The sequence below is a fragment of the Streptomyces sp. NPDC034099 genome, assembly GCF_055575415.1.
On record NZ_JBVISR010000007.1, the window covers coordinates 178,173 to 198,654 of the forward strand.

Consider the following 20,482-nt stretch of genomic DNA (forward strand, 5'->3'; position numbering starts at 1 on the left):
CTCACGCCTCCCAAACGGCGGCGGCCGTACGGTCGTCCGCGTATCCCTTGACCCTCACGCCGCTGTCGGCGAGGAACTCCCCCAGTCCGGGCGCCGGGCGGCCCGCCCATCGCCGCGCGAGGAGTTCGGCCAGTCCGGGCTCGTTCAGCAGCGGCTCGGCGAGGCCCGCGGTGCACATCAGGAGCACATCACCCGGGCGGGCTACGGAGGCCCGGAAGCGGAAGGGTTCGCGGGGCGGCTCGGCGGTCGGGCCGTCGTACGGGCCCGGGGCCGTGGTGATGCCGAGGTCCATGGTGAGCCGGTCGCCCTCGGGCGTCTCGCTCGGCGCGTCGCCGGGGGTGCCACCGGACGCGCCCCTGGGCGCGGAGCCGAAGCCGAGGACGGGCGCGCCGGTGACCTCGCCGACGTCCGGCTCCATGTCCTGCCAGGTGCCGTCGCGCAGCCGGAGCAGTCCGCCCGCGCCGACGCCGAAGAAGACCCGCGTGCGGCACTCGGGGTCGGCGGGCAGCAGCAGGCAGCGCAGGGTGGCCGAATACTCGTCCGGGGCGAGGCCCTGTTCGGCGGCGCCGGCCCGGAGCCGGCCGAGGCTGCGGTCGGTGAGGCGGTGCAGGCCGGACTTGAGGTCGCCGCGCCGGGCGGCCCGCAGGTCCTCGGCGAGCCGGGCGTGGCTGCGGCCCACGGCCCGCCCGATCCACCGGCACACCTCGGCCGCCGCCCGGTGCGCCCCGGCGGTGGCGCGGGCTCCGGTGGCCATGGCCACCAGGACCAGCGCCTGCTCACCGGCGCCGAACCGGGCGACGAGCAGCGCGTCGCGCCGTGGCTCGCCCCGGTACCGCGCGGAGTCCCCGCGCACCGAGACGGCCCGCAGCGTGCACGTCCCGTACCGGGCGCCCTCCAGCACGGTGTCCGGGACCAGCCCGTCGAGCCCGTCGGGGTAGGCGGGCGGCAGCGCGGTGGGCTCTGCGTCGTAGGTGGGCGGCCCGGTGCCGACGTAGTCCGACGAGGGGAGGAACGGCGGCGGGAGCGGGGGCAGGTCGGTCACGGTCGGGGGCGGCGGGGCCGCCTCGGGCGGCTCGCTGAGGTCGGCGGCGCCGGTTCCCGAGGTGGTCAGCCCACGCGGTCCACCGGCCCCCGGAGCCGACGCGGCCCCACCCTCACCGGACCGCTCACCCCCCGTCCTCCCCTGCGGGAAACTCACCGGCCCGGCCGGAGCCGCGGGCGGCGGCTCCCACGGAGCCCCGGGCCGGGGCGGACCGCTGTCGCGCGGCGCGTCATCCCAACGCCCACCCGACCGCGAAGACGACACGGACCCCTCCACACCCGAGCCCTGCCCGGCCCCCACACCACCCGACCGCTCACCCCCCGCCCGCCCCTGCGGGAAACTCACCGGCCCGGCCGGACCCGCGGGCGGCGGCTCCCACGGAGCCCCGGGCGGGCGGGGCGGGGCGTTGGTGTCGGGTTCTGCGGTGCGGGGGCCGGGGACGGCGGGGGGCTCCGTTCGGGACCACCAAGGCTGCCCGGGTATGGGCGGGGCGGGATCCGGGAGGGGCCGGTTCGTGGTGTCGTCGGTGCCGGAGGCCGGTCCTCGGGCCACCGTGCCGGACGCCGAGGCGAAGCGGTCGTCCAGGGAATCGGGTGCGGCCGTGGGGCCGGTGTCGTCGGTGGAGTCGTCGTACAGCTGCCCCCACCAGTCGTCCTCAGGCTCAGTGGGACCGGTGGGCCTTCCCCCCTGCTGACTCATGCTCCTGATTGTCCACCGACGGAGCCGGATGAAAACGGGGCATCGGAAAATTCGGGCGGACCGGCGTGCGCCGGGCGGCGTGTCGGGGGACGCGTCGAACAGTCCTCCGAGGTGGGTGGCCGGGCGGCCCCACCCCCCACGGGAGGACCGCCCGGCGACGCCACCTTGGCAGAGTGACCGGCGGTACGGCGATGATGTCCGCAGGCGGGTTTGCGCCGTGGCCGTTTTCCGCCACAGAGGATCCCCGCGACTGGTGATGATCATGGTTCTCGGGGAGGGGCGCCTGATGCTGGGAGTGCTGGGGCTGGAGGACACGCACGAGGCGGCGTACCGGGCGCTGGTGTCGGTGGGCGCGGCCGACGTGCCCGATCTGGCGCGGCGGCTGGCGCTCGGCGAGCGGGACACCGAGCGCGCGCTGCGCCGCCTGGAGCAGAACGGGCTCGCCGCCCAGTCCTCGGCCCGCCCGGGACGCTGGGTCGCGGCCCCGCCCGGCGTCGCGCTGGGCGCCCTGCTCACCCAGCAGCGGCACGAGCTGGAGCGGGCGGAACTGGCGGCGGCGCTGCTGGCGGAGGAGTACCGGGCGGCGGCGGCCGAGCCCGCGGTGCACGACCTGGTGGAGGTGGTGACCGGCGCCGCGGCCGTCGCCCAGCGCTTCCTCCAGCTCCAGCTCGGCGCGAGCGAGGAGGTGTGCGCGCTGGTCACCGACAAGCCGGTGGCCGTGACCGGCATGGAGAACGACGCGGAGGAGCAGGCCACCGGGCGCGGTGTCCGCTACCGCGTGGTGGTCGAGCGGTCGGTCCTCGACCTGCCGTCCGGCATCACCGAGCTGACCGCCGCGCTGGGCCGCGACGAGCAGGTCAGGGTCGTGGACCGGGTGCCGACCAAGCTGGTCGTCGCCGACCGCTCGCTCGCCCTGGTGCCGCTCACCGCGCACTCCTCGGAGCCCGCCGCGCTGGTCGTGCACGCCAGCGGCCTGCTCGAACTGCTCTCCGGGCTGTTCGAGGCGGTGTGGCGGGACGCCCTGCCGCTGCGCCTGGGCGGTTCCGGCGTGAGCGAGCACGGCCCGGACGCCCCCGACGGCACCGACCTGGAGATCCTCTCGCTGCTCCTCGCCGGACTGACCGACGCGAGCGTGGCCAAGCAGCTCGACCTGGGCCTGCGGACCGTGCAGCGGCGGGTGAAGCGCCTGATGGAGCTGACCGGGGTCACCACCCGGCTCCAACTGGGCTGGCACGCCTATGAAAGAGACTGGGTGGCCAGAAAGCACTGACGAGCCCCCTGGCCCGACTTCTGCGGACCGGGCCGGACTCCGGCACCCTGGACAGATGGGAGCGGGAGACCTCCTGCTGGCCGGCCTGGTCATTCTGCTCGGGCTGTGCGGCGTCCTGCTGCCCGGCATGCCCGGATCGTGGCTGGTGTGGGCCGGGGTCCTGTGGTGGGCGCTGAAGGATCCGCAGCCGCTCGCGTGGGCGGTCCTGGTCGGCGCCACCGTCGCGCTGCTGCTGTCGCGGGCGGTGCGCTGGGCGCTGCCGACCCGCAGGAGACGCCGGGACCAGGCGATGCGCCGGCTGACGGCCTACGCGGGCGCGGGCGCCGTCCTCGGCTTCGTCCTGATCCCGGTGCTCGGCGCGGTCCCGGGCTTCCTCGGCGGCATCTACCTCGCCGAGCGGCTGCGGCTCGGGCGGCACGGCGAGGCGATGGCGTCGCTGCGGACGGCGATGCGCCAGGGCGGCGCCGACCTGCTGACGGAGCTGTTCGCGTGCCTGCTGATCACCGGGGCGTGGCTCGGAGCGGTACTGGCCGGCTGAGCCGGGCGCCCTCCAGCGACAGCAGCCGCGTCTTGCGGTCCAGTCCGCCCGCGTACCCGGTCAGGGAGCCGTCGGCGCCGATCACCCGGTGGCAAGGACGCAGGATCAGCAGCGGGTTGGCGCCGATCGCGCCGCCGACCGCGCGTACCGCCGGTCGCGAGGCCCCGACGCGGGCGGCGATCTCGCCGTAGGTCGTGGTCGCCCCGTAGGGCACCTCGTCCAGGGCGGCCCACACCCGCTCCCGGAAGGCGGTGCCCTCGGCGCGCAGCGGCAGCCGGAACTCCGTCAGCTCCCCGGCGAAGTAGGCGCCGAGCTGCTCCTCGGCGGCCCGGAAGGGCCCGGCGTCGTGCCGCCAGCCGTCCTGGACGCTCCGGCCGCCCTTCTGCCCGGGCACGGAGAGGGAGGTGAGCATGCCGTCGGGGGCGGCGGTGAGGAGCAGCCGCCCGACGGTGCTGTCCATCTCGTACCAGTAGGTCGTCGTCATCGGTCGTTCTCCCACTCTCCTGCTGCGCGCAGGTGGTTCAGTGCGTACGAGCGCCAGGGGCGCCAGGTGTCGGGGACGGCGGGGCCGGGCGGGGCGACGTCCGGGTCGCCGAGGGCGCGGGTGCGCACGACGGCGACGGTACGGGCGTCCAGTCCGGGCACGGCGAGCAGGGCGCGCTCGGCGTCGTCCCGGTCGGCGCCCGGGTCCAGGCGTACGGCGCCGTCGGCGAGGGCGGCGGCGAGCGCGCCCGGGGTGCCGTGCGGCGCGGCCTCGGCGAGGACGGCCGGTTCGGGGAAGAGGTGGGTGAGGGTGCCGCAGGGCGCGTCGAGCACCTTGCCGTACCGCTGGACGAGCCGCTCGGCCTCCGCGCGCCCCACCAGGGCCCGCACCGCCAGTTCGTCGGGGTCGGCGGTGCCGGGTGAGCGCAGCCCCGGGCGGGCGGCGACCAGCGGGGCGAGCCGGGGATCGGCGCCGAGCCGCTCGTCGACGGCGTACGGGTCGGCGTCGAGGTCGAACAGCCGCCGCAGCCGCTGTACGGAGGTGGTCAGGTCGCGCAGGTCGGTGAGGTGGAGGCGGGTGTCGAGCCAGCCGCCGCTGCCGGTGTCGGTGCTGGTGCCGGGCGGTCCCGGCCGTTCCTGGACGGCGACGATCCCGGTGCCGTACGGCAGGCGCAGGGTGCGCCGGTAGACGCGGTGGCCGGGTTCGCCGCTCACTTCCTCGACGCCGGCGACGGCCTCCCGCTGGAGCAGGTCGAAGACGGGGCCGGGCTGGTAGGGGCCCCGGTGGGCGAGGCGCAGCGGGACACCGGCGGAGGGGGTGGCCGTGCGCCGGGCGGCCCGGTCGCGGGCCGGGGCGGCGTCGCGCAGCTGGCTCGGGGTGGCGGCGTACACGGTCCGGATCGTGTCGTTGAACTGCCGCACGCTGGCGAACCCGGACGCGAAGGCGATCTCGGTGACCGGCAGGCCGGTGGTCTGGAGCAGGACGCGGGCGGTGTGGGCGCGCTGGGCGCGGGCGAGGGCCACGGGTCCGGCGCCCACCTCGGCGGTGAGCTGCCGCTGCACCTGGCGGGCGCTGTAGCCGAGCCGGACGGCGAGTCCCGCGACGCCCTCGCGGTCGACGACGCCGTCGCCGATCAGCCGCATGGCCCGGCCGACGACGTCGGCGCGGACGTTCCAGTCCGCGGAGCCCGGCACGGCGTCGGGGCGGCACCGCCGGCAGGCCCGGAAGCCCGAGCCCTGCGCGGCGGCGGCCGTCGCGAAGAACCGCACGTTGCGCCGCTTCGGGGTGACCGCGGGGCAGCTGGGCCGGCAGTAGATGCCGGTCGTCTCGACGGCGAAGAAGAAGGCGCCGTCGAACCGGGCGTCCCGGCTCCGCACGGCCTCGTACCGGACGTCCTCGTGCGTCTTCTCGTGCTCCGCTGTCTGTGTCACGCTGTCCAGTCTCCGCCAGACCGGAGGACCGGGCTGGCGGAAATCGGACATCGCGTTGGGGTCCCGGCGGGCTACCGCAGGCCGCCCCTCTTGGCCTCCATCGCCGCCTTGCCGATGGCGCCCCGGCGCTTCCACTCCTTGCGGATCTCGGCCCGCACCCGGGCGTCGGTCTTGGCGACGATGCGCTGGTTCTCCCGCATCAGCTTGCGGTAGCTCTCCAGCCGCCGCTCGGGCAGTTCGCCGCTGTCGATGGCGGCGAGGACGGCGCAGCCCGGCTCGCTCTCGTGGGCGCAGTCGTGGAACCGGCACTGCTCGGCCAGCTCCGCGATCTCGGCGAACACCTGGTCCACCCCGCTGCCCGCGTCCCAGAGCCCGACGCCCCGCAGCCCGGGGGTGTCGATCAGCACGCCGCCGCCGGGCAGGGCGAGGAGGTTGCGGGTGGTGGTGGTGTGCCGGCCCTTGCCGTCGACGTCCCGGGTGGCCTGGATGTCCATGACGTCCTCGCCGAGCAGCGCGTTGGCGAGGGTGGACTTGCCGGCGCCGGACTGTCCGAGCAGCACGGCGGTGCCGCCGGAGACGACGGCGGCGAGCACGTCGAGCCCCTCGCCCTGCTCGGCGCTGACGGACAGCACCGGCACGCCGGGCGCGGCGGTCTCCACGTCCTGGACGAGATACGCCAGGGACACCGGATCGGGCACGAGGTCGGCCTTGGTGAGGACGACCACGGGCTGCGCCCCCGATTCCCAGGCGAGGGCGAGGAACCGTTCGATCCGGGCGAGGTCCAGCTCGACCGCGAGCGACACGGCGACGATCGCGTGGTCGACGTTGGCCGCGAGGATCTGCCCCTCGGACCGCTTGGAGGAGGTGGAGCGCACGAAAGCGGTACGGCGCGGCAGATACGTGCGCACGTAGCGCGGGTTGCCGTCCGGTTCGACGGCGACCCAGTCGCCGGTGCAGACGACGCGCAGCGGGTCGTGCGGCGTGACGAACGCGGTGTCGGCGCGCAGCACGCCGTGCGCGGTGACGACGTCGCACTGCCCGCGGTCGACCCGGACGACCCGGCCGGGCAGCAGCCCTGCGGCGACGTACGGCGCGAACGCGTCGGCCCAGTCGTCGTCCCAGCCGTAGGAGGACAGGGCGGAGCGGTCGGAGGTGGAGGACGTGGAAGTCAAGGGGGTGACCCTTCGGGGTGCGGCCCCGACGCGGGATCTCAGGGAGCGGCTGAGATCAGCCGGCGGCCAAGGAGGTGGACTCGATGGGCTCCTGGATGCGGGCAGCGCCCGTCACAGTGACAGCCATGGGTCGACACCTCCTCGAAAAACCCCTGTCGGCGGCCGTTGCGGCCGCCGCTCGAACATCCGTCACCTTAGTGGCGCGCTCAGGGAGCGCGCCACCGAATAACCGCGGACCGTCCGCTCAGACCTCCACGGGCGCGTCCGCCGGCAGGCTGTCCATGAAGGAGCTGACCGAGAAGACCGCGTTGCCGGCACCGGGCGGGCCGTAGCCGGGGGGCGAGGAGAGGCCGAATTCCTCCATGGTCTGGCGGTACGCCTGGAGCAGGCGGATGTGGTACTCCAGCGGGGCGCCGTCGGGATTGGTCTTGCCGAGCGGGGTGGTGGGCTCGGGGCACCAGGTGGTGAACCGGGGCGTGATGCCGTGCGACATGAAGAAGCGCAGGCCCTCGGTGGTGGAGGCGATGGCCTCGTCGACGGTCTTGAAGCCGAAGGGCTCGGCCATCTCCACGCCCGCGACGAAGTTGGGGATGACGTTGCGCGCGCCGAAGACGTCGGTGGAATCGAGGATGCGCCTGTGCCACTCGTCGCGGCCGACGTAGCGCTCCTTGCCGGGGCAGTACATCTTGAACAGGTACTCGTCCCACACCTCGAAGTTGGGGTGGTAGATCTGCACGCCGTAGTCCTTGAAGCGCTGGACGTCCGGCTTGGGCAGGGCCTGGGCGACGACCTTGCCGATCCAGCGGCCGGGGAAGTGCTCCTCGATGGCCTTGGCGTACCGCCCGTAGAAGTCGGCCTCGTCCAGTCCCTGGACCTTCGAGGTGATCGCGCCGCCGGTGAGCGTGTACGCGGTGGAGATCTTGGCGGTGTCGTACTTGTCGATGATCTCCAGCGCCTCGAGGACCTCGTCGACGTCCTTGACGCCCGTGTAGGGCCGCCCGGCCGCCTTGTGCTGGCGCCAGTTGTGGTTGATGTCGCAGTACTGGCACTCCTCCTTGGCGCCGAAGTACTGGCAGACGCGGAACGCCGTCAGGTAGATCAGGTAGCCCCACTGGATGGTCGGGGCCACCTCCATGACCGACTTCCCGTTGGAGAGCTTGTGCCGGTAGTACTCGGGCATGGGCGGCACGCCGACGTCGGCGATCCGCCTGCCGTCCAGGTAGAGGCCGAGGACACCGTCGTCGTTCGCGGCGACCCGGTAGGGCGAGGCCGGGTTCACCCGGACCGAGACGACGGTGCGGCGCAGGTCGTAGGGGCCGCCGGTGAGGATGATCTCCTCCGGCGGGCGGCGCAGCGCGGCCTCGCCCAGCTCGGGCAGGGTGCCGTGGTCGAAGGAGAAGATGAAGTACGACTTCGGCTTGACCTCGCCGTCCTCGTTGTCGCTCAGCGCCGAGGGGTCGAAGGCGACACCGCCGCGCAGCAGGTCCTCCTTGAAGACGGCCTCGCGCGGTACGTGCGGGAACCGCTCCATCAGATCCTCGACCAGCGCGGTACGGCTGTCCATCCCGTGTCTCCTCCCGGGTCCGGCGTTCGACTTCTCACGGTATGCCCCCGCGGGAGCGGCTTCCCGCCCGGGGCCCCTCCAGGCGCGCCGGGTAGGTTTCCGCGCTATGAGCGACATCACGGTGACCAACTGGGCCGGCAACATCACGTACACGGCCGAGGAGCTGCTGCGGCCGCACTCCCCGGACGCCCTGCGGTCCTTGGTGGCCGGCAGCGACCGCGTGCGGGTGCTGGGCAGCGGGCACTCCTTCAACGAGATCGCCGAGCCGGGCGAGGGGGGCGTGCTGCTGTCGCTGGCGGACCTGCCGTCCGTGGTGGACGTGGACACGGCGGCCCGTACGGTCCGGGTCGGCGGCGGTGTGCGGTACGCGGAGCTGGCCCGGCGGGTGCACGCGCGGGGCCTGGCGCTGCCGAACATGGCCTCGCTGCCGCACATCTCGGTCGCCGGGTCGGTGGCGACCGGCACGCACGGCTCCGGGGTGGCCAACGGTTCGCTGGCGTCGGTGGTGCGTGAGGTGGAACTGGTCACGGCGGACGGTTCGACCGTGGTGATCGCGCGGGGCGACGAGCGGTTCGGCGGGGCGGTGACCTCGCTCGGCGCGCTGGGCGTGGTGACCTCGCTCACGCTCGACCTGGAGCCGGCCTACGAGGTGGAGCAGCACGTCTTCACCGAGCTGCCGCTGGCCGGGCTCGACACCGAGACGTTCGAGACGGTGATGGCGGCGGCGTACAGCGTGAGCCTGTTCACCGACTGGCGGGCGCCCGGTTTCCGGCAGGTGTGGCTCAAGCGCCGCACCGACCGGCCGCTGGACGGCTTTCCGTACGCGGCGCCGGCCGCCGAGAAGATGCACCCGGTGCCGGGCATGCCCGCGGTCAACTGCACGGAGCAGTTCGGGGTGCCGGGGCCCTGGCACGAGCGGCTGCCGCACTTCCGCGCCGAGTTCACCCCCAGCAGCGGCGCCGAGCTGCAGTCGGAGTACCTGATGCCCCGGGAGCACGCCCTGGCCGCCCTGCACGCGATGGACGCGATACGGGAGACGCTCGCGCCGGTGCTGCAGACCTGTGAGATCCGCACGGTCGCCGCCGACGAGCAGTGGCTGAGCCCGTCCTACGGCCGGGACACCGTGGCGGCGCACTTCACCTGGGTCGAGGACACGGTGGCGGTGCTGCCGGTGGTGCGGCGGCTGGAGGAGGTGCTCGCCCCGTTCGCGGCCCGCCCGCACTGGGGGAAGGTGTTCGCGGTCCCGGCGGGCGAGCTGCGTGCGCTGTACCCGCGGCTGGCCGACTTCCGGGCACTGACCGGGGCGCTGGACCCGGCGGGGAAGTTCACCAACGCGTTCGTGCGCGGGGTGCTCGCGGGCTGAACGACTTGCGGGTGATCCGCGACTGCCGCCCTTCCTGCCCTAGCATGAAACCTAGAAGCCCTAGGCTGCAGGAAGGCGGCCCATGCCCCGAGCGGGTCTCACCACGGACCGCGTCGTCGCCGCGGCCGCCGATCTCGCCGACGCGTCCGGGTTCGAGGCCGTCACCGTCTCCGCGCTCGCCCGGCACTTCGGGGTGAAGGACGCCAGTCTGTACACGCACGTGCGCAATCTCCAGGACCTGCGCGTCCGGGTCGCGCTGCTGGCCGGCGGCGAGCTGATCGAGGAGATCGCCGGGGCGGTGGCCGGCCGGGCCGGGAAGGAGGCGCTGGCCGCCTTCGCGGGGGCCTACCGGGCCTACGCCCTGCGCCACCCCGGCCGCTACGCCGCCACCCAGATCCGCGTCGACCAGTCCCTCGTCGCCGACTCCCCCGCCCTGCGCCGCACCGCCGAGATCACCCACGGCATGCTGCGCGCCTACGGCCTGACCGAGCCCGACCTCACCGACGCGGTACGCCTGCTGCGCTCCACCTTCCACGGGTACTGCGCCCTGGAGGCCTCCGGCGGCTTCGGCGCACCGCGCGACGTACAGGCGTCCTGGGACAAGGTGGTCGACGCCCTGCACGTGGCACTGGAGAACTGGCCGCGCGCGTGAGGTCAGCCCAGCGCGCGCACCTCGTCGTACGTGGGTGTCGCGCCCTCCGGGGTCCGGCCCGCCCGGATGGCGGTGGCCGTCTCCAGGGCGGCGCCCAGCGCCCGCCGGTAGAGCAGCGAGCCGAGGCTGACGCGGCGTACGCCGAGGTCGGCCAGGTGGGCGGGGGTGGGTCCGGTGGGCGAGTACAGGACGTTGAGGGGGACGTCGAAGTGGGCGGCGAGGGCGGCGATACGGGCGGGGTCGGTGAGCCCGGGGACGAAGACGCCGTCGGCACCGGCCTCGCGGTAGGCCGTCAGGCGCCGCATCGTCTCCGCGGGGTCGCCGTCGCCCGACCAGTACGTGTCCGTACGGGCGTTGACGAACAGGCCGGGGGCGGCCGAGCGGACCGCGGCGATCTTCGCGGCGTGCCGGTCGGCGGGGCCGAGGGCGTCCTCCAGGTTGATCCCGACGGCGCCGACCGCCGCCAGCTCCCGCGCGAACTCCCCCACCTGGTCGGGGTCGTCGCTGAAGCCGTCCTCCGCGTCGACGGAGAGCAGGAAGGGTGCCGAGCCGAGGGCGAGGGCCAGCCGCAGGGTCTCGTCGCGGGTCGCCGACGCCCCGTCGGGCAGTCCGCCCGCCGCCGCGACACCGAGGCTGGTCGTTCCGACGGCGCCGAAGCCCTGCCCCGCCAGGGCGAACGCGGAGGCGTGGTCCCAGGCGCAGGGCAGCAGCAGGGGTTCACCGGCGCGGTGCAGGGCGGCGAAGGCGGTCGCGGTCACGACAGGTCACCCACCGCGTCGGCGTAGTACACGGACTCCGCGAGGTGCGCGGCGAGTTCGCGGAAGCTCCAGCCCTCGCCGGGCGAGTGGTCGAGCTGTTCGTCGGTGAGCGCGTCGAGGCGGTTGGCCCAGATCCGGGCGAGCCGGGTGAGGCGGCTGCGGGCCTCGTCGAGGTCCTCGGCGGTGAAGGGCGCGCGGTCCGCGTCGGTGGTGACCAGGGAGGCGTGCCAGTGGTCGGGCTGCGTCTCCTCGCCCGCCAGACGGGCCTCCAGCTCCGCGAGGTGGTCGACCATGTGGTCGGCGACCCGCCGGACCGCCTTGTGCGGGGTGTAGACGCGGCCGTCGACGTGTGCGGGGCTCCCGTCCCAGCGGGTCCAGGTGGCGGCCAGGGCCAGGACGTGGTCGACCATGCCGGTGACGGCGTCGGCGGGCGCGGTGACGGTGTTCGTGTCGCTCATGTCCCGCACGCTACGGTCCCGTTGCTTCGGCCACGGCCGAAGTGTTCCTGGGGATCGGGGGTATCCGGTCTGCACCGTACTTCCACATCTTCCCCATGAGAGGTGACATGGCGAGCGCAGACAGAGGCGACGACCGTCCGCGGCCGCGGTGGCAGGACAGGCTCTGGGCCATCGGTGCGGCCGCGCTGGTCGTGGGCGTCGGGGTACGGCTGCTCATGAACGGCGCGTCGGCGTGGCCGTCGGCCGTGGTGGGCGCGGTGCCGGCCGCCGCCTGGGCCGTGTGGTGGGTGCGCCGACGGCGGGTGCGCGACGCCGGAGCGGTCGGCGCGGAACCGGAGGACGTGCCCGCCATGGAGCGGCAGATCCTCAAGGGCGGACCGGCGCCCCGGGACCCCGAGCGGCGGCGGGCGATGGCGGAGCTGGTCGACTCGCGCCAGGAGCGGCTGCGACGCAACCGCTGGTGGGCGTTCCCGCTGCTGGCCCTCATCTTCTTCGGTACGTCGGCCCTTTGGTTCGCCTCGGGGTCGGTCGGCGCCGGGAGCCTGATGCTCGGCCTGGCCGTCGTGGCCATAGGCTGGCTGGCCTGGAACAACTTCCGCTTCGACCGGCGTCTGTCGCAGATGCGCGGCCGGCTGCGGAGTTGAGCGGCCGTCCCGCGGGTCAGGCCACCAGCCCGTGCCGGTAGGCGTAGACGACCGCCTGGACGCGGTCGCGCAGGTCGAGTTTGGTGAGGATGCGGGAGACGAAGGTCTTGACGGTCTCGGGGCTGATCACCAGGGCCGCGGCGATCTCGCTGTTGGAGAGGCCGTCCGCGATGAGGCGCAGGACCTCCGTCTCCCGGGGGGTGAGCGGGATGTCCCGGGCGGTGCCCTCGGCGGGGCGGATCCGGGCCGCGTACCGGCCGACGAGGCGGCGCGTCACGTCCGGGTCGAGCAGTGCCGCGCCCATGGCCACGGTGCGGATGCCGTGCAGCAGCCGGTCCGGCGGCGCGTCCTTGAGCAGGAAGCCGCTGGCGCCCGCGCGCAGCGCCTCGTAGACGTACTCGTCGAGGTTGAACGTCGTCACCACGAGCACCTTGACGGGGTGCTCCACCCCGGCGCCGGCCAGCAAACGGGTGGCCTCCAGGCCGTCGAGCACCGGCATGCGGATGTCCATCACCACGACGTCCGGGCGCAGTTCGCGGGCCAGGTCGACACCGGTCCGCCCGTCCCCGCACTCGCCGACCACCTCCAGGTCGGGCTGGGCGTCGATGATCGTGGTGAGACCGGTGCGGATCAGTGCCTGGTCGTCGCAGATCACGACCCGGACCGGTGCGCTCATGACGTGCTCCCCCCGCTTCCCCCGGGTATCCGGGCCCGGACGACGAAGCCGCCGTCCTTGGCACGGTCCGCGCTGAACTCGCCGCCCAGCACGTCGACCCGCTCCCGCAGTCCGGCCAGCCCCCGCCCGCTGCCGCCGGGGGACGCGGCCCCCGTGCCGGAGCCGTCCGTGCCCACCTCCACCGTGATCTCCCGTTCTCCGTGGCGCACCAGGACCGAGGTCCTGCCGCCGTGGTCGTACTTGAGGGCGTTGGTGAGGGCCTCCTGGACGACACGGTAGGCCACGAGGTCGGAGCTGCCGGTCGCCGCCGCCGGGGTGCCCTCCTCGGTGAACTCCACCGGCTGCCCGGCCCGGCGGGTCTGCTCGACCAGCGTGAGCACCCGGCCGACGGGCGGTGTCCTGGGCTCGGCGGTGCCGTGGTCGGGGTTGAGGAGGTCGAGCAGGTGCCGCAGGTCGGTGATGGCCCGCCGGCCGGTGTCGCTGACGGCGGCCAGCGTCTCGTCGAGCCGCTCGGGCGCGGCGGTCAGGTACCGGGCCGCCTCCGACTGCACGACCATCGCCGTCACGTGGTGGGTCACGACGTCGTGCAACTCGCGGGCGATGCGGGTGCGTTCGGCGCTGCGGGCGTCCTCGGCGACCCGGGTGCGCCGCTCGGCCTCCGCGGCGCGCGCCGAGCGCATCCACGCCCCAATGCCCCAGGCCAGGGCGAGGATCAGGTAGAACGTCACGTACTCGACCAGCGTTTCGTCGCCGCCGCGCGCGTTCAGCCCGACGGCCATGGCCACGTACGCCAGGGTGGCGGCGACCTGCGTGGCACGCCGGTACTTCTCCTGGTGGGAGCCCGCGTTGATCAGCACGATGGGGAGCGCGGCGCCCGCGAACAGGTGGTAGCCGCGCAGTTGGTCGAGGGCGAAGCCGAGCGAGACCAGGGCGAGGCAGGCGAGTGTCCACCGCCGTCGCACGGCCAGGGGGATGGACTGCAGGACGGCCGCCACCCCGGCCAGCGCGTCGGCGGGACGGGTCGGCAGTCCGCCGATCTCCGTGCCCTGACCGCGCAGCTCCGGCAGGAGCGAGGCGACGAGGAGCAGCACCCCGAGGGGGAGGTCCCGGACCGTGACGTCGAGCCGATGCCACAGCTTCGGAATCCGCTCCGGGATCCGTCGGCGATCGATCACCGGGGAAGTGTAGCGGCGGAGTCGACACGCGCGGCACGCCGCCGGGAGCCGAACGACACGATGTTCCCGCGCCGGTGCGCCAGCCACAGGAACACGAGCGTCAGCAGCACCCCGAAGCCCACCGAGTACACGCTGCCCTCCGGTCCGAAGTCGCCGCCGGTGAGCAGCTTCGGGCCCGACATCGTGGCGTCCAGCAGGCCCTCGCTGTCGCCGTTGCCGGAGACGACGGTGCTGAAGACACCGCCCGCGGCGAAGTTCCAGCCGAAGTGCACGCCGATCGTCAGCCACAGGTTGCGGGTGGCGGCGTACGCGGCGGCGAGCATGAACCCGGCCTCGATGGCGATGGCGACGGCGCCCCACAAGGTGGCGTCCTCGTTGAGCAGGTGCGAGAGCCCGAACACCAAGCCGGTCAGCCCCAGCGCGAGGTAGGTGCCGATGTGCTCCTCGATGATCCGGAACAGCACCCCGCGGTACACGACCTCCTCGGTCGCGGCGGCCCCGGCCATGAAGCCGACCAGCCCGATCGCGCCCTGCACCGAGCCCAGCCCGTCGACCTCGTAGTGCCCGGAGGCGTAGAGGTTGACGATGACGGCCGAGAACATCCCCACACCGATCAGCGTCCCCCAGCCGAGCTTGGCGCCGGCGCCCTGCGGGGCCACGTCCAGGGCCTGGCGGCGCTCGGTCCGCCGCACCACCCACCCGTACACGAACAGCACCAGCGCCGCCGCCGTGAGACCGACGACCAGGGTGAGCCAGTCGTTGTCCTTCACCGCGTTGATGGCGACGCCGCCGACGGCGTACGCCGCCAGCACGGCCAGGAACTGCCAGACGAACCTCACGGGAACTCCCCTCTCGGGCCCGGGACCGGAGTGCCGCGGGCTGCACCGGACGCTACGGATCCGACGGCCCCGGATCGTCACCTCACGGTGGACACCTGCCTGTAGCTCGCTCGGGGGACAAGGCCCCGGAGCACGGGTGGGGACGTCGTAGCCTCGGACGCATGACCAGCGACTTCGCCGACGCCCTCGCCTCCGGCCCGCTCGTGCTCGACGGCGGGCTGTCCAACCAGCTGGAGGCGGCCGGGCACGACCTGGGGGACGCGCTGTGGTCGGCCCGGCTGCTCGCCGAGGACCCCGAGGCGATCACGCGGGCCCATCTCGCCTACTACGAGGCGGGCGCGGACGTGGCGATCACGTCCAGCTACCAGGCCACCTTCGAGGGCTTCGCCCGGCGCGGCATCGGGCGGGAGCGGGCCGCCGGACTGCTCGCGCTCAGCGTGGAGTCGGCGCGGGAGGCCGCCCGCCGGGCGGGGGCGGTCCGCCCGGGGCGCCGGCTGTGGGTGGCGGCGTCGGCGGGCCCGTACGGGGCGATGCTCGCGGACGGCTCGGAGTACCGGGGCCGGTACGGCCTGGGCGTGGGCGAGCTGGAGCGGTTCCACCGTCCCCGCCTGGAGGTGCTGGCGGCCGCACGGCCCGACGTCCTCGCGCTGGAGACGGTCCCGGACACCGACGAGGCGGCGGCGCTGCTGCGGGCGGTGCGCGGACTGGGCGTGCCCGCCTGGCTGTCGTACACGGTGGCCGGGGACCGCACGCGCGCCGGGCAGCCGTTGGAGGAGGCCTTCGCCCTGGCCGCCGACGCGGCGGAGGTGGTCGCGGTGGGCGTCAACTGCTGTGCCTCCGAGGACGTTTCCGGCGCGGTGGAGACCGCCGCCCGCGTGACCGGCAAACCGGTCGTCGTCTATCCCAACAGCGGGGAGACGTGGGACGCGGGGTCGCGGAGCTGGCGGGGGCGTTCGTCGTTCGCGACCGAGCGGGTGCGGGGCTGGCGGCAGCGCGGGGCCCGGCTGGTCGGCGGCTGCTGCCGGGTGGGCCCGGAGACGGTCGCGTCGATCGCCCGGACCCTGTCCCGGGAGTGACCGGGGCGGCGTGTGCCAAGATGGCCGTGAACAGGCGTTCGAGGGCGGCGGCGGGTCCGGCGGGGGGCACGGCATGGAACGCGGGGAGCGGACGGCGCACCGGGCGGTGCCGGGCGTGTGGGTCGCCGCCGCGGTGGTCGCGGCGCTGGCCCTCGCCGCGCTCGCGCTGCGGCCCGCGGAGGGGTTGCTGCACTCCGGCCGGGGCCCGCTCGGCGACTGGGGCTTCGTGGTGATCGGGGCGTCCGTCGCCTGGACGTTCGGGGCGTGGACGGTCGTCCAGAACCTTCGCCACCGTTTCGGCGCCGACCGGTTCTCGCTGCCACCGCACGAGGAGCGGCTGCGGGAGATCGCCGCGCCCCTGCTGCTCGCCGCGACGGGCGTCATCGGCGTCCTCGCCATGGTCCTGCACCGGTTCTCCACCGGCGACGACACGACGGGGCCGCCCACGCCCCTCGCGACGGACCCGATGCCCACGCCGGCCCTCGTCACTCCCCCGCCCCGGCAGCGGCCCGGTGCGACGGACCATTCCTCCCTGCCGCTGTACCTCGTGCTCGCGCTGCTGGCCGCGGTCGCCGTCGTGCTCGTCGTGGTGGCCGTCGTGCGGCGGCTGCGCCGGTTCGGGCTGCGGGTGCCGCAACGCCCCGACCGCGCGGGCACCCTGACGGGGGACGACGACGCGCGACTGCTCCTGTCCGCCGTGGACTCGGGCCGCCGCGCCCTGGCCGGTACCGGTGACGACGCCCGCGCGGCCGTCATCGCCTGTTACGCGGCGATGGAGGACGCCCTCGCCGCGTCCGGTGTGCCCCGGCGCGCCTCCGACAGCCCGGCCGACCTGCTCACCCGCGCCGCCGACGCCGGCTTCGCCCCCGGCCCGGCCGCCCCGCGCCTCACCGCGCTCTTCCGCGAGGCCCGCTACTCCTCGCACCCGATGGACGGCGCACACCGGGAAGCCGCGGCCGGTGCCCTGGAGGAGATCGCGTCACTGCTCCGGGACCGGGACGTGAACACGGGCCGGGAGGCAGGGCGGTGAAGCGACCCCTGCGGGAGACCCCGGGAGAGGACATGCTCACCCTGCCCCGGCTCGGTCTGCTCGGCGGCGCGGTCGCCGGCTCGGGCCTCCTGCTCGTCCTGCTCCTCGACGGCGCCGGGGCCGCCGGTGCCCTGGTCGCCCTGCTCGTCGCCGTGGCCCTGCTCGTCGCCCGGTACGTCACCGGGGCGGGCGCCCTGGACTCCGCGTACCGGGACGAGGTACGGCTGTTGCGGACCCGGGTGCCCGGCATGGGCGAGTGGCGCCGGAACGTGACCACGTCCACCGGACCCGACGGCGCCCTCTACTACCGTGCGGTGCTGCGGGCCGAACTGCGCCACCTGTACGCCGCCGCGCTCGCCGAGCACCACCACGTGTCCCTGGAGCACCAGCCCGAGCGGGCCGCCGAGTTGGTCGGCCCCGAACTGTGGCCGTGGCTCGGTCCCGTGACACCGGGCACCGGACCCGACGGCGAGGTCCCCGTCGACGTGCTGCGCCGCCTCGTCGACCGGCTCGAAGCACTCGGCGCGCCCAACACCTCCAGCACCCGCATCCCTCGTACCGGTAAGGACCAAGAGACGTGACGACTCCCTCCACGAACCGGCTCCGCACCGCCGAGCAGGTCGGCGAGCAGGCCGGTGCCGTACTGCGCGAGATCGGCCGTGCCGTCGTCGGCAAGCCGGACGCGCTCGAACTCGTGATGCTGGGCGTGCTGGCCGGCGGCCACGTCCTCGTCGAGGACCTGCCGGGGCTCGGCAAGACACTCCTCGCGCGATCCTTCGCCACCACCCTCGGCCTGGACTTCCGCCGGATCCAGTTCACGCCCGACCTGCTGCCCTCCGACGTCACCGGAACGCCGCTGTACGACCAGCGCACCGGGGAGATGGTGTTCCACCCGGGGCCGGTCTTCACGCACCTGCTGCTCGCCGACGAGATCAACCGGACGCCGCCCAAGACCCAGGCCGCGCTGCTGGAGGCGATGGCCGAGTCCCAGGTGACGGTGGACGGCGAGACGCGGCCGCTGGCCGACCCGTTCCTGGTGATCGCGACGGCCAACCCGGTGGAGTACGAGGGCACGTACTCGCTGCCCGAGGCGCAGCTCGACCGGTTCCAGCTGCGGGTGCGGATGGGGTATCTGTCCGCCCGGGAGGAGCTGACGATGCTGCGGGCCCGGATCGACCGGGCCGCGCCCGAGGCCGTGCTCGAACGGCTCGCGGGGCCGGACGACGTCGTGGCGTGGCGGGCCGTCGTGGAGCGGGTGGAGATCGACGACGACCTGCTGGAGTACGCCGTCGCGCTCGTCGGCGCGACCCGCGAGCACCCCCAGATCAGCATCGGCGCCTCGCCGCGCGGCGGACTCGCCCTGGTCCAGCTCGCCCGCGCCCGTGCCGTGCTGGACGGCCGCGACTACGTGGTCCCGGAGGACATCAAGGGTCTCGCGGTGCCCGCGCTGGCCCACCGGGTGTCGCTGCGGCCGGAGTTGTGGGTGCGCGAGATGTCGACGGACGACGTGCTGCGCGAGGTGGTCGACGGCGTCGGTACGCCCACGACGCGGCGTACGGCCGCCGTCCCGTCGTGACCGCGCCCGCACCGGGACCGGAGCCCGCGCCCCGGCCGAGCGCGGCGGTGGTCCGCGCCCTGGAGGGGCGCACCGCCCCGACACAGCCGCCGCCCCCGCCGCCCGGCGGCCCGCGTCCGAGCGAGCGCACGCTGCGGCTGCTGACCGTCGCCGTCGTGGCGCTGGCCGCCGCGCTGCTCACCGGCCGGGCGTGGCTGCTGGCGCTCGCGGCGGCTCCGCTGGTGCTGCTCGCGCTCTCGCTGCCCCGCGCCCACGCCCGCCGCGTGGAGACGTCGGCGACCGTCGAGCCGGGGCGCTGTTTCGAGGGCGACACGGTCACCGTGCGGATCGCGGTGGCCCACGACGGCGACGCCGTGCGCCTCGACCCCGGGGTCACGCTCGGGCCCGGACTGCGCCTCGACGAGGTCGTCGTCGGCCCGTCCACGGTGACGCTGCGCCACACGGCGCTGCACTGGGGCCGCTGGTCGCTCGGCCCGGTGGACGTCGACGTGTACGACCCCGGCGGCACCGTGCGCCGCACCGTGCGCGTCGAGGCGGCCGAGGTGTCCGTGTTCCCGCGCGCCACGCAGGCCCGGTTCACACCGATCCCGGTACGGCTGCCGCAGCGGCTCGGCGAGCACGCCTCGCCGCAGTCCGGGGAGGGCGTCGAGGTCATCGGGGTGGGGCCCTGGGTCCCCGGGGAGCGGCAGCGGCGCATCCACTGGCCGTCGACGACCCGGCGCGGGTCCGTGCAGCTGCACCGGTTCGCGGCCGAGCGGGCCGCCGACACGGTGATGCTGATCGACGCGTTCGGCGACGTGGTCGACCCGGTGACCGGGCTGTCGTCCCTGGACGAGACGGTACGGGCCGCCACCGGGCTCACCCGGGCGTATCTGCGCACCCACGACCGGGTGGGGGTCGTCTCGACCGGCGGCACCACCCGGTGGCTGGCGCCGGGCACCGGGGACGCGGCGTTCTACCGCATCGTGGAGAGCGTCCTCGACGTGCGCAAGGACCGCGGCTTCGGCGGCGACGGGCTGGAGCGGGTCCCGCCGCCCGCACTGCCGGAGGGGGCACTCGTGTACGTGTTCACCCCGCTCAGCGACGCACGGATGCTGGAGGTGCTGCGCGACCTCCAGGCGCGCGGGCGGCGCCCGGTGGTCGTGGAGATCCCGAGCGGCGACCCGGTGGTGGAACCGGGCGACGTGGCGGGCGAGTTGGGGCTGCGTCTGTGGCGCGCGGAGCGGGACGCGATGCGGTTCGCACTGCGGGACAGCGGCGTGCCGGTGCTCCGGCACACCGAGGGCGAGTCACTGGATCTGGCGCTGGCGCCGCTGCTGGCGGGGCGGGTCGGCGGAAGGGGGCGCGCGCGATGACGGCGCTGGACACGCGGGCCGGCCTGCGGGAGTACCTCGGCTACTGGATCGGCACGGTGCCGGTGCGAGTGCTGGGGACGGCGGCCGTCGTGATGGCGTGGCGGCCGTGGGCGACGGTGGGTACCGCCGGGGAGGCGGTGCCCTTCGTCTGCGCACTCGCCTTCGCGCTGTGGGCCGCGCCCTCGCTGGACCGGCGGCCGTCGGTGGAGGCCGTCTGGTGGTCCTACCGGCTGCTGCGCCACCGGACGACGCTGCTGGCGGCGGGCGTGGTGGTGATCGCGGCCTTCGAGGAACCGGCCTGGTGGGAGGGCGCCTGTGTGGTCGGGCTGCTGGTCGCCTATCTGGTGACCAGCGAGACGTGGCCGTGGCGGTGGGGGCGCGGGACCGCACGTGTGTGGGGCGAGGCGGTCGCGGCCTGCGCGGGCGCGGGCGTGGTGGCGGCAGCGGCGGCCGTCCCGGTGTCCGGGACCGGTTCGGGGCTGGGCCGGGTGATCGCCGCCGGGACGGTGGTGGGGCTGGCGGTGGCCGGTGGCACGGTGCTGCGCTCCCGGTGGCGGGCCGCTGCCCCGAAGTCCCGCGCCCAGGGAGACTGAAGGGCAACGGAATCACGCGTCCGGCATCGAAAAACCGCCTTCACGAAAAGCACCCGGGTTCCCGTTCCGGCATTCGGTCGCAAGACAT

General features: G+C 74.8%; 21 protein-coding genes. 11 read left to right on the forward strand and 10 right to left on the reverse strand.

All coding sequences use genetic code 11. The features are described 5' to 3' along the window. Position 1: 1 nt before the first annotated feature. Positions 2 to 1,741 carry a protein phosphatase 2C domain-containing protein gene (locus ACZ56V_RS21500; protein ID WP_468944356.1) on the reverse strand — a complete coding sequence of 580 codons (1,740 nt, stop codon included), beginning with the start codon at positions 1,739 to 1,741 and terminating at the stop codon, positions 2 to 4. A gap of 286 nt (positions 1,742 to 2,027) precedes the next feature. Between ACZ56V_RS21500 and ACZ56V_RS21505 the strand changes: the two genes are divergently transcribed. Both ACZ56V_RS21505 and ACZ56V_RS21510 read left to right on the forward strand, forming a co-directional pair. Beyond that, complete coding sequence (locus tag ACZ56V_RS21505) at positions 2,028 to 3,011, forward strand: helix-turn-helix domain-containing protein (protein ID WP_398913871.1); 984 nt, start codon at positions 2,028 to 2,030, stop codon at positions 3,009 to 3,011. A gap of 55 nt (positions 3,012 to 3,066) precedes the next feature. Then, positions 3,067 to 3,549 carry a DUF456 domain-containing protein gene (locus ACZ56V_RS21510; protein ID WP_398913488.1) on the forward strand — a complete coding sequence of 161 codons (483 nt, stop codon included), beginning with the start codon at positions 3,067 to 3,069 and terminating at the stop codon, positions 3,547 to 3,549. On the opposite strand, the gene ACZ56V_RS21515 is transcribed toward ACZ56V_RS21510, so the two are convergent. The 4 genes from ACZ56V_RS21515 to ACZ56V_RS21530 all read right to left on the reverse strand — a co-directional run bounded on the left by ACZ56V_RS21515 (position 3,512) and on the right by ACZ56V_RS21530 (position 8,199). Continuing rightward, entirely contained in the window at positions 3,512 to 4,033 is a 522-nt protein-coding gene (locus ACZ56V_RS21515; RefSeq protein WP_467380933.1) for a methylated-DNA--[protein]-cysteine S-methyltransferase, read from the reverse strand. The genes ACZ56V_RS21510 and ACZ56V_RS21515 overlap by 38 nt on opposite strands. Beyond that, positions 4,030 to 5,514 carry a DNA-3-methyladenine glycosylase 2 family protein gene (locus ACZ56V_RS21520; protein ID WP_398913492.1) on the reverse strand — a complete coding sequence of 495 codons (1,485 nt, stop codon included), beginning with the start codon at positions 5,512 to 5,514 and terminating at the stop codon, positions 4,030 to 4,032. Before ACZ56V_RS21520 ends, ACZ56V_RS21515 begins: the two co-directional genes overlap by 4 nt. 20 nt (positions 5,515 to 5,534) lie before the next feature. Then, the gene (gene rsgA / locus ACZ56V_RS21525) at positions 5,535 to 6,635 is read right to left on the reverse strand and encodes a ribosome small subunit-dependent GTPase A (RefSeq protein WP_398913493.1); all 1,101 of its coding nucleotides are present in this window, start codon (positions 6,633 to 6,635) and stop codon (positions 5,535 to 5,537) included. Between the two features lie 244 nt (positions 6,636 to 6,879). Beyond that, positions 6,880 to 8,199 (reverse strand): radical SAM protein, encoded by a 1,320-nt coding sequence (locus tag ACZ56V_RS21530; RefSeq protein ID WP_356370166.1) that lies wholly within the window; start codon positions 8,197 to 8,199, stop codon positions 6,880 to 6,882. Between the two features lie 106 nt (positions 8,200 to 8,305). Here ACZ56V_RS21530 and aldO point away from each other — a divergent pair, with 106 nt between their 5' ends. Further along, positions 8,306 to 9,562 (forward strand): alditol oxidase, encoded by a 1,257-nt coding sequence (aldO, locus tag ACZ56V_RS21535; RefSeq protein WP_398913497.1) that lies wholly within the window; start codon positions 8,306 to 8,308, stop codon positions 9,560 to 9,562. An 82-nt stretch (positions 9,563 to 9,644) separates the two neighbouring features. Beyond that, positions 9,645 to 10,214, forward strand: a complete 570-nt coding sequence (locus tag ACZ56V_RS21540) for a TetR/AcrR family transcriptional regulator (RefSeq protein WP_467380931.1) — start codon at positions 9,645 to 9,647, stop codon at positions 10,212 to 10,214. Between the two features lie 2 nt (positions 10,215 to 10,216). Here the strand turns inward: ACZ56V_RS21540 and ACZ56V_RS21545 are convergent, their stop codons facing one another. Both ACZ56V_RS21545 and ACZ56V_RS21550 read right to left on the reverse strand, forming a co-directional pair. Continuing rightward, positions 10,217 to 10,972, reverse strand: coding sequence for an isocitrate lyase/phosphoenolpyruvate mutase family protein (locus ACZ56V_RS21545; RefSeq protein WP_398913501.1), 756 nt, complete (start codon positions 10,970 to 10,972; stop codon positions 10,217 to 10,219). Next, positions 10,969 to 11,430, reverse strand: coding sequence for a hypothetical protein (locus ACZ56V_RS21550; RefSeq protein ID WP_468944364.1), 462 nt, complete (start codon positions 11,428 to 11,430; stop codon positions 10,969 to 10,971). The genes ACZ56V_RS21545 and ACZ56V_RS21550 overlap by 4 nt, the downstream gene beginning before the upstream one ends. 107 nt (positions 11,431 to 11,537) lie before the next feature. Here ACZ56V_RS21550 and ACZ56V_RS21555 point away from each other — a divergent pair, with 107 nt between their 5' ends. Further along, positions 11,538 to 12,074 (forward strand): hypothetical protein, encoded by a 537-nt coding sequence (locus ACZ56V_RS21555; RefSeq protein ID WP_467380928.1) that lies wholly within the window; start codon positions 11,538 to 11,540, stop codon positions 12,072 to 12,074. Between the two features lie 16 nt (positions 12,075 to 12,090). Here ACZ56V_RS21555 and ACZ56V_RS21560 read toward each other — a convergent pair whose 3' ends face one another. The 3 genes from ACZ56V_RS21560 to ACZ56V_RS21570 are packed head-to-tail and all read right to left on the reverse strand — an operon-like array spanning position 12,091 to position 14,764. Then, on the reverse strand, positions 12,091 to 12,750 hold the full coding sequence (locus tag ACZ56V_RS21560; RefSeq protein WP_398913507.1) for a response regulator: 660 nt from the start codon (positions 12,748 to 12,750) through the stop codon (positions 12,091 to 12,093). Continuing rightward, positions 12,747 to 13,925 (reverse strand): sensor histidine kinase, encoded by a 1,179-nt coding sequence (locus ACZ56V_RS21565; RefSeq protein WP_398913509.1) that lies wholly within the window; start codon positions 13,923 to 13,925, stop codon positions 12,747 to 12,749. The genes ACZ56V_RS21560 and ACZ56V_RS21565 overlap by 4 nt, the downstream gene beginning before the upstream one ends. Next, the gene (locus tag ACZ56V_RS21570) at positions 13,922 to 14,764 is read right to left on the reverse strand and encodes a lysostaphin resistance A-like protein (RefSeq protein ID WP_468944368.1); all 843 of its coding nucleotides are present in this window, start codon (positions 14,762 to 14,764) and stop codon (positions 13,922 to 13,924) included. Before ACZ56V_RS21570 ends, ACZ56V_RS21565 begins: the two co-directional genes overlap by 4 nt. Positions 14,765 to 14,925: 161 nt before the next feature. Here ACZ56V_RS21570 and mmuM point away from each other — a divergent pair, with 161 nt between their 5' ends. The 6 genes from mmuM (at position 14,926) to ACZ56V_RS21600 (ending at position 20,394) form a co-directional block, all read left to right on the forward strand. Further along, positions 14,926 to 15,840 carry a homocysteine S-methyltransferase gene (gene mmuM, locus ACZ56V_RS21575; protein ID WP_468944371.1) on the forward strand — a complete coding sequence of 305 codons (915 nt, stop codon included), beginning with the start codon at positions 14,926 to 14,928 and terminating at the stop codon, positions 15,838 to 15,840. A 73-nt stretch (positions 15,841 to 15,913) separates the two neighbouring features. After that, entirely contained in the window at positions 15,914 to 16,870 is a 957-nt protein-coding gene (locus ACZ56V_RS21580) for a DUF4129 domain-containing protein (RefSeq protein ID WP_468944373.1), read from the forward strand. Next, positions 16,867 to 17,451 (forward strand): hypothetical protein, encoded by a 585-nt coding sequence (locus tag ACZ56V_RS21585; protein WP_468944374.1) that lies wholly within the window; start codon positions 16,867 to 16,869, stop codon positions 17,449 to 17,451. Before ACZ56V_RS21580 ends, ACZ56V_RS21585 begins: the two co-directional genes overlap by 4 nt. Then, positions 17,448 to 18,446 (forward strand): AAA family ATPase, encoded by a 999-nt coding sequence (locus ACZ56V_RS21590; RefSeq protein WP_468944377.1) that lies wholly within the window; start codon positions 17,448 to 17,450, stop codon positions 18,444 to 18,446. The genes ACZ56V_RS21585 and ACZ56V_RS21590 overlap by 4 nt, the downstream gene beginning before the upstream one ends. Beyond that, positions 18,443 to 19,801, forward strand: coding sequence for a DUF58 domain-containing protein (locus tag ACZ56V_RS21595; protein ID WP_467380915.1), 1,359 nt, complete (start codon positions 18,443 to 18,445; stop codon positions 19,799 to 19,801). Before ACZ56V_RS21590 ends, ACZ56V_RS21595 begins: the two co-directional genes overlap by 4 nt. Continuing rightward, positions 19,798 to 20,394 carry a hypothetical protein gene (locus ACZ56V_RS21600; RefSeq protein ID WP_398913528.1) on the forward strand — a complete coding sequence of 199 codons (597 nt, stop codon included), beginning with the start codon at positions 19,798 to 19,800 and terminating at the stop codon, positions 20,392 to 20,394. Before ACZ56V_RS21595 ends, ACZ56V_RS21600 begins: the two co-directional genes overlap by 4 nt. Positions 20,395 to 20,482: the final 88 nt, after the last annotated feature.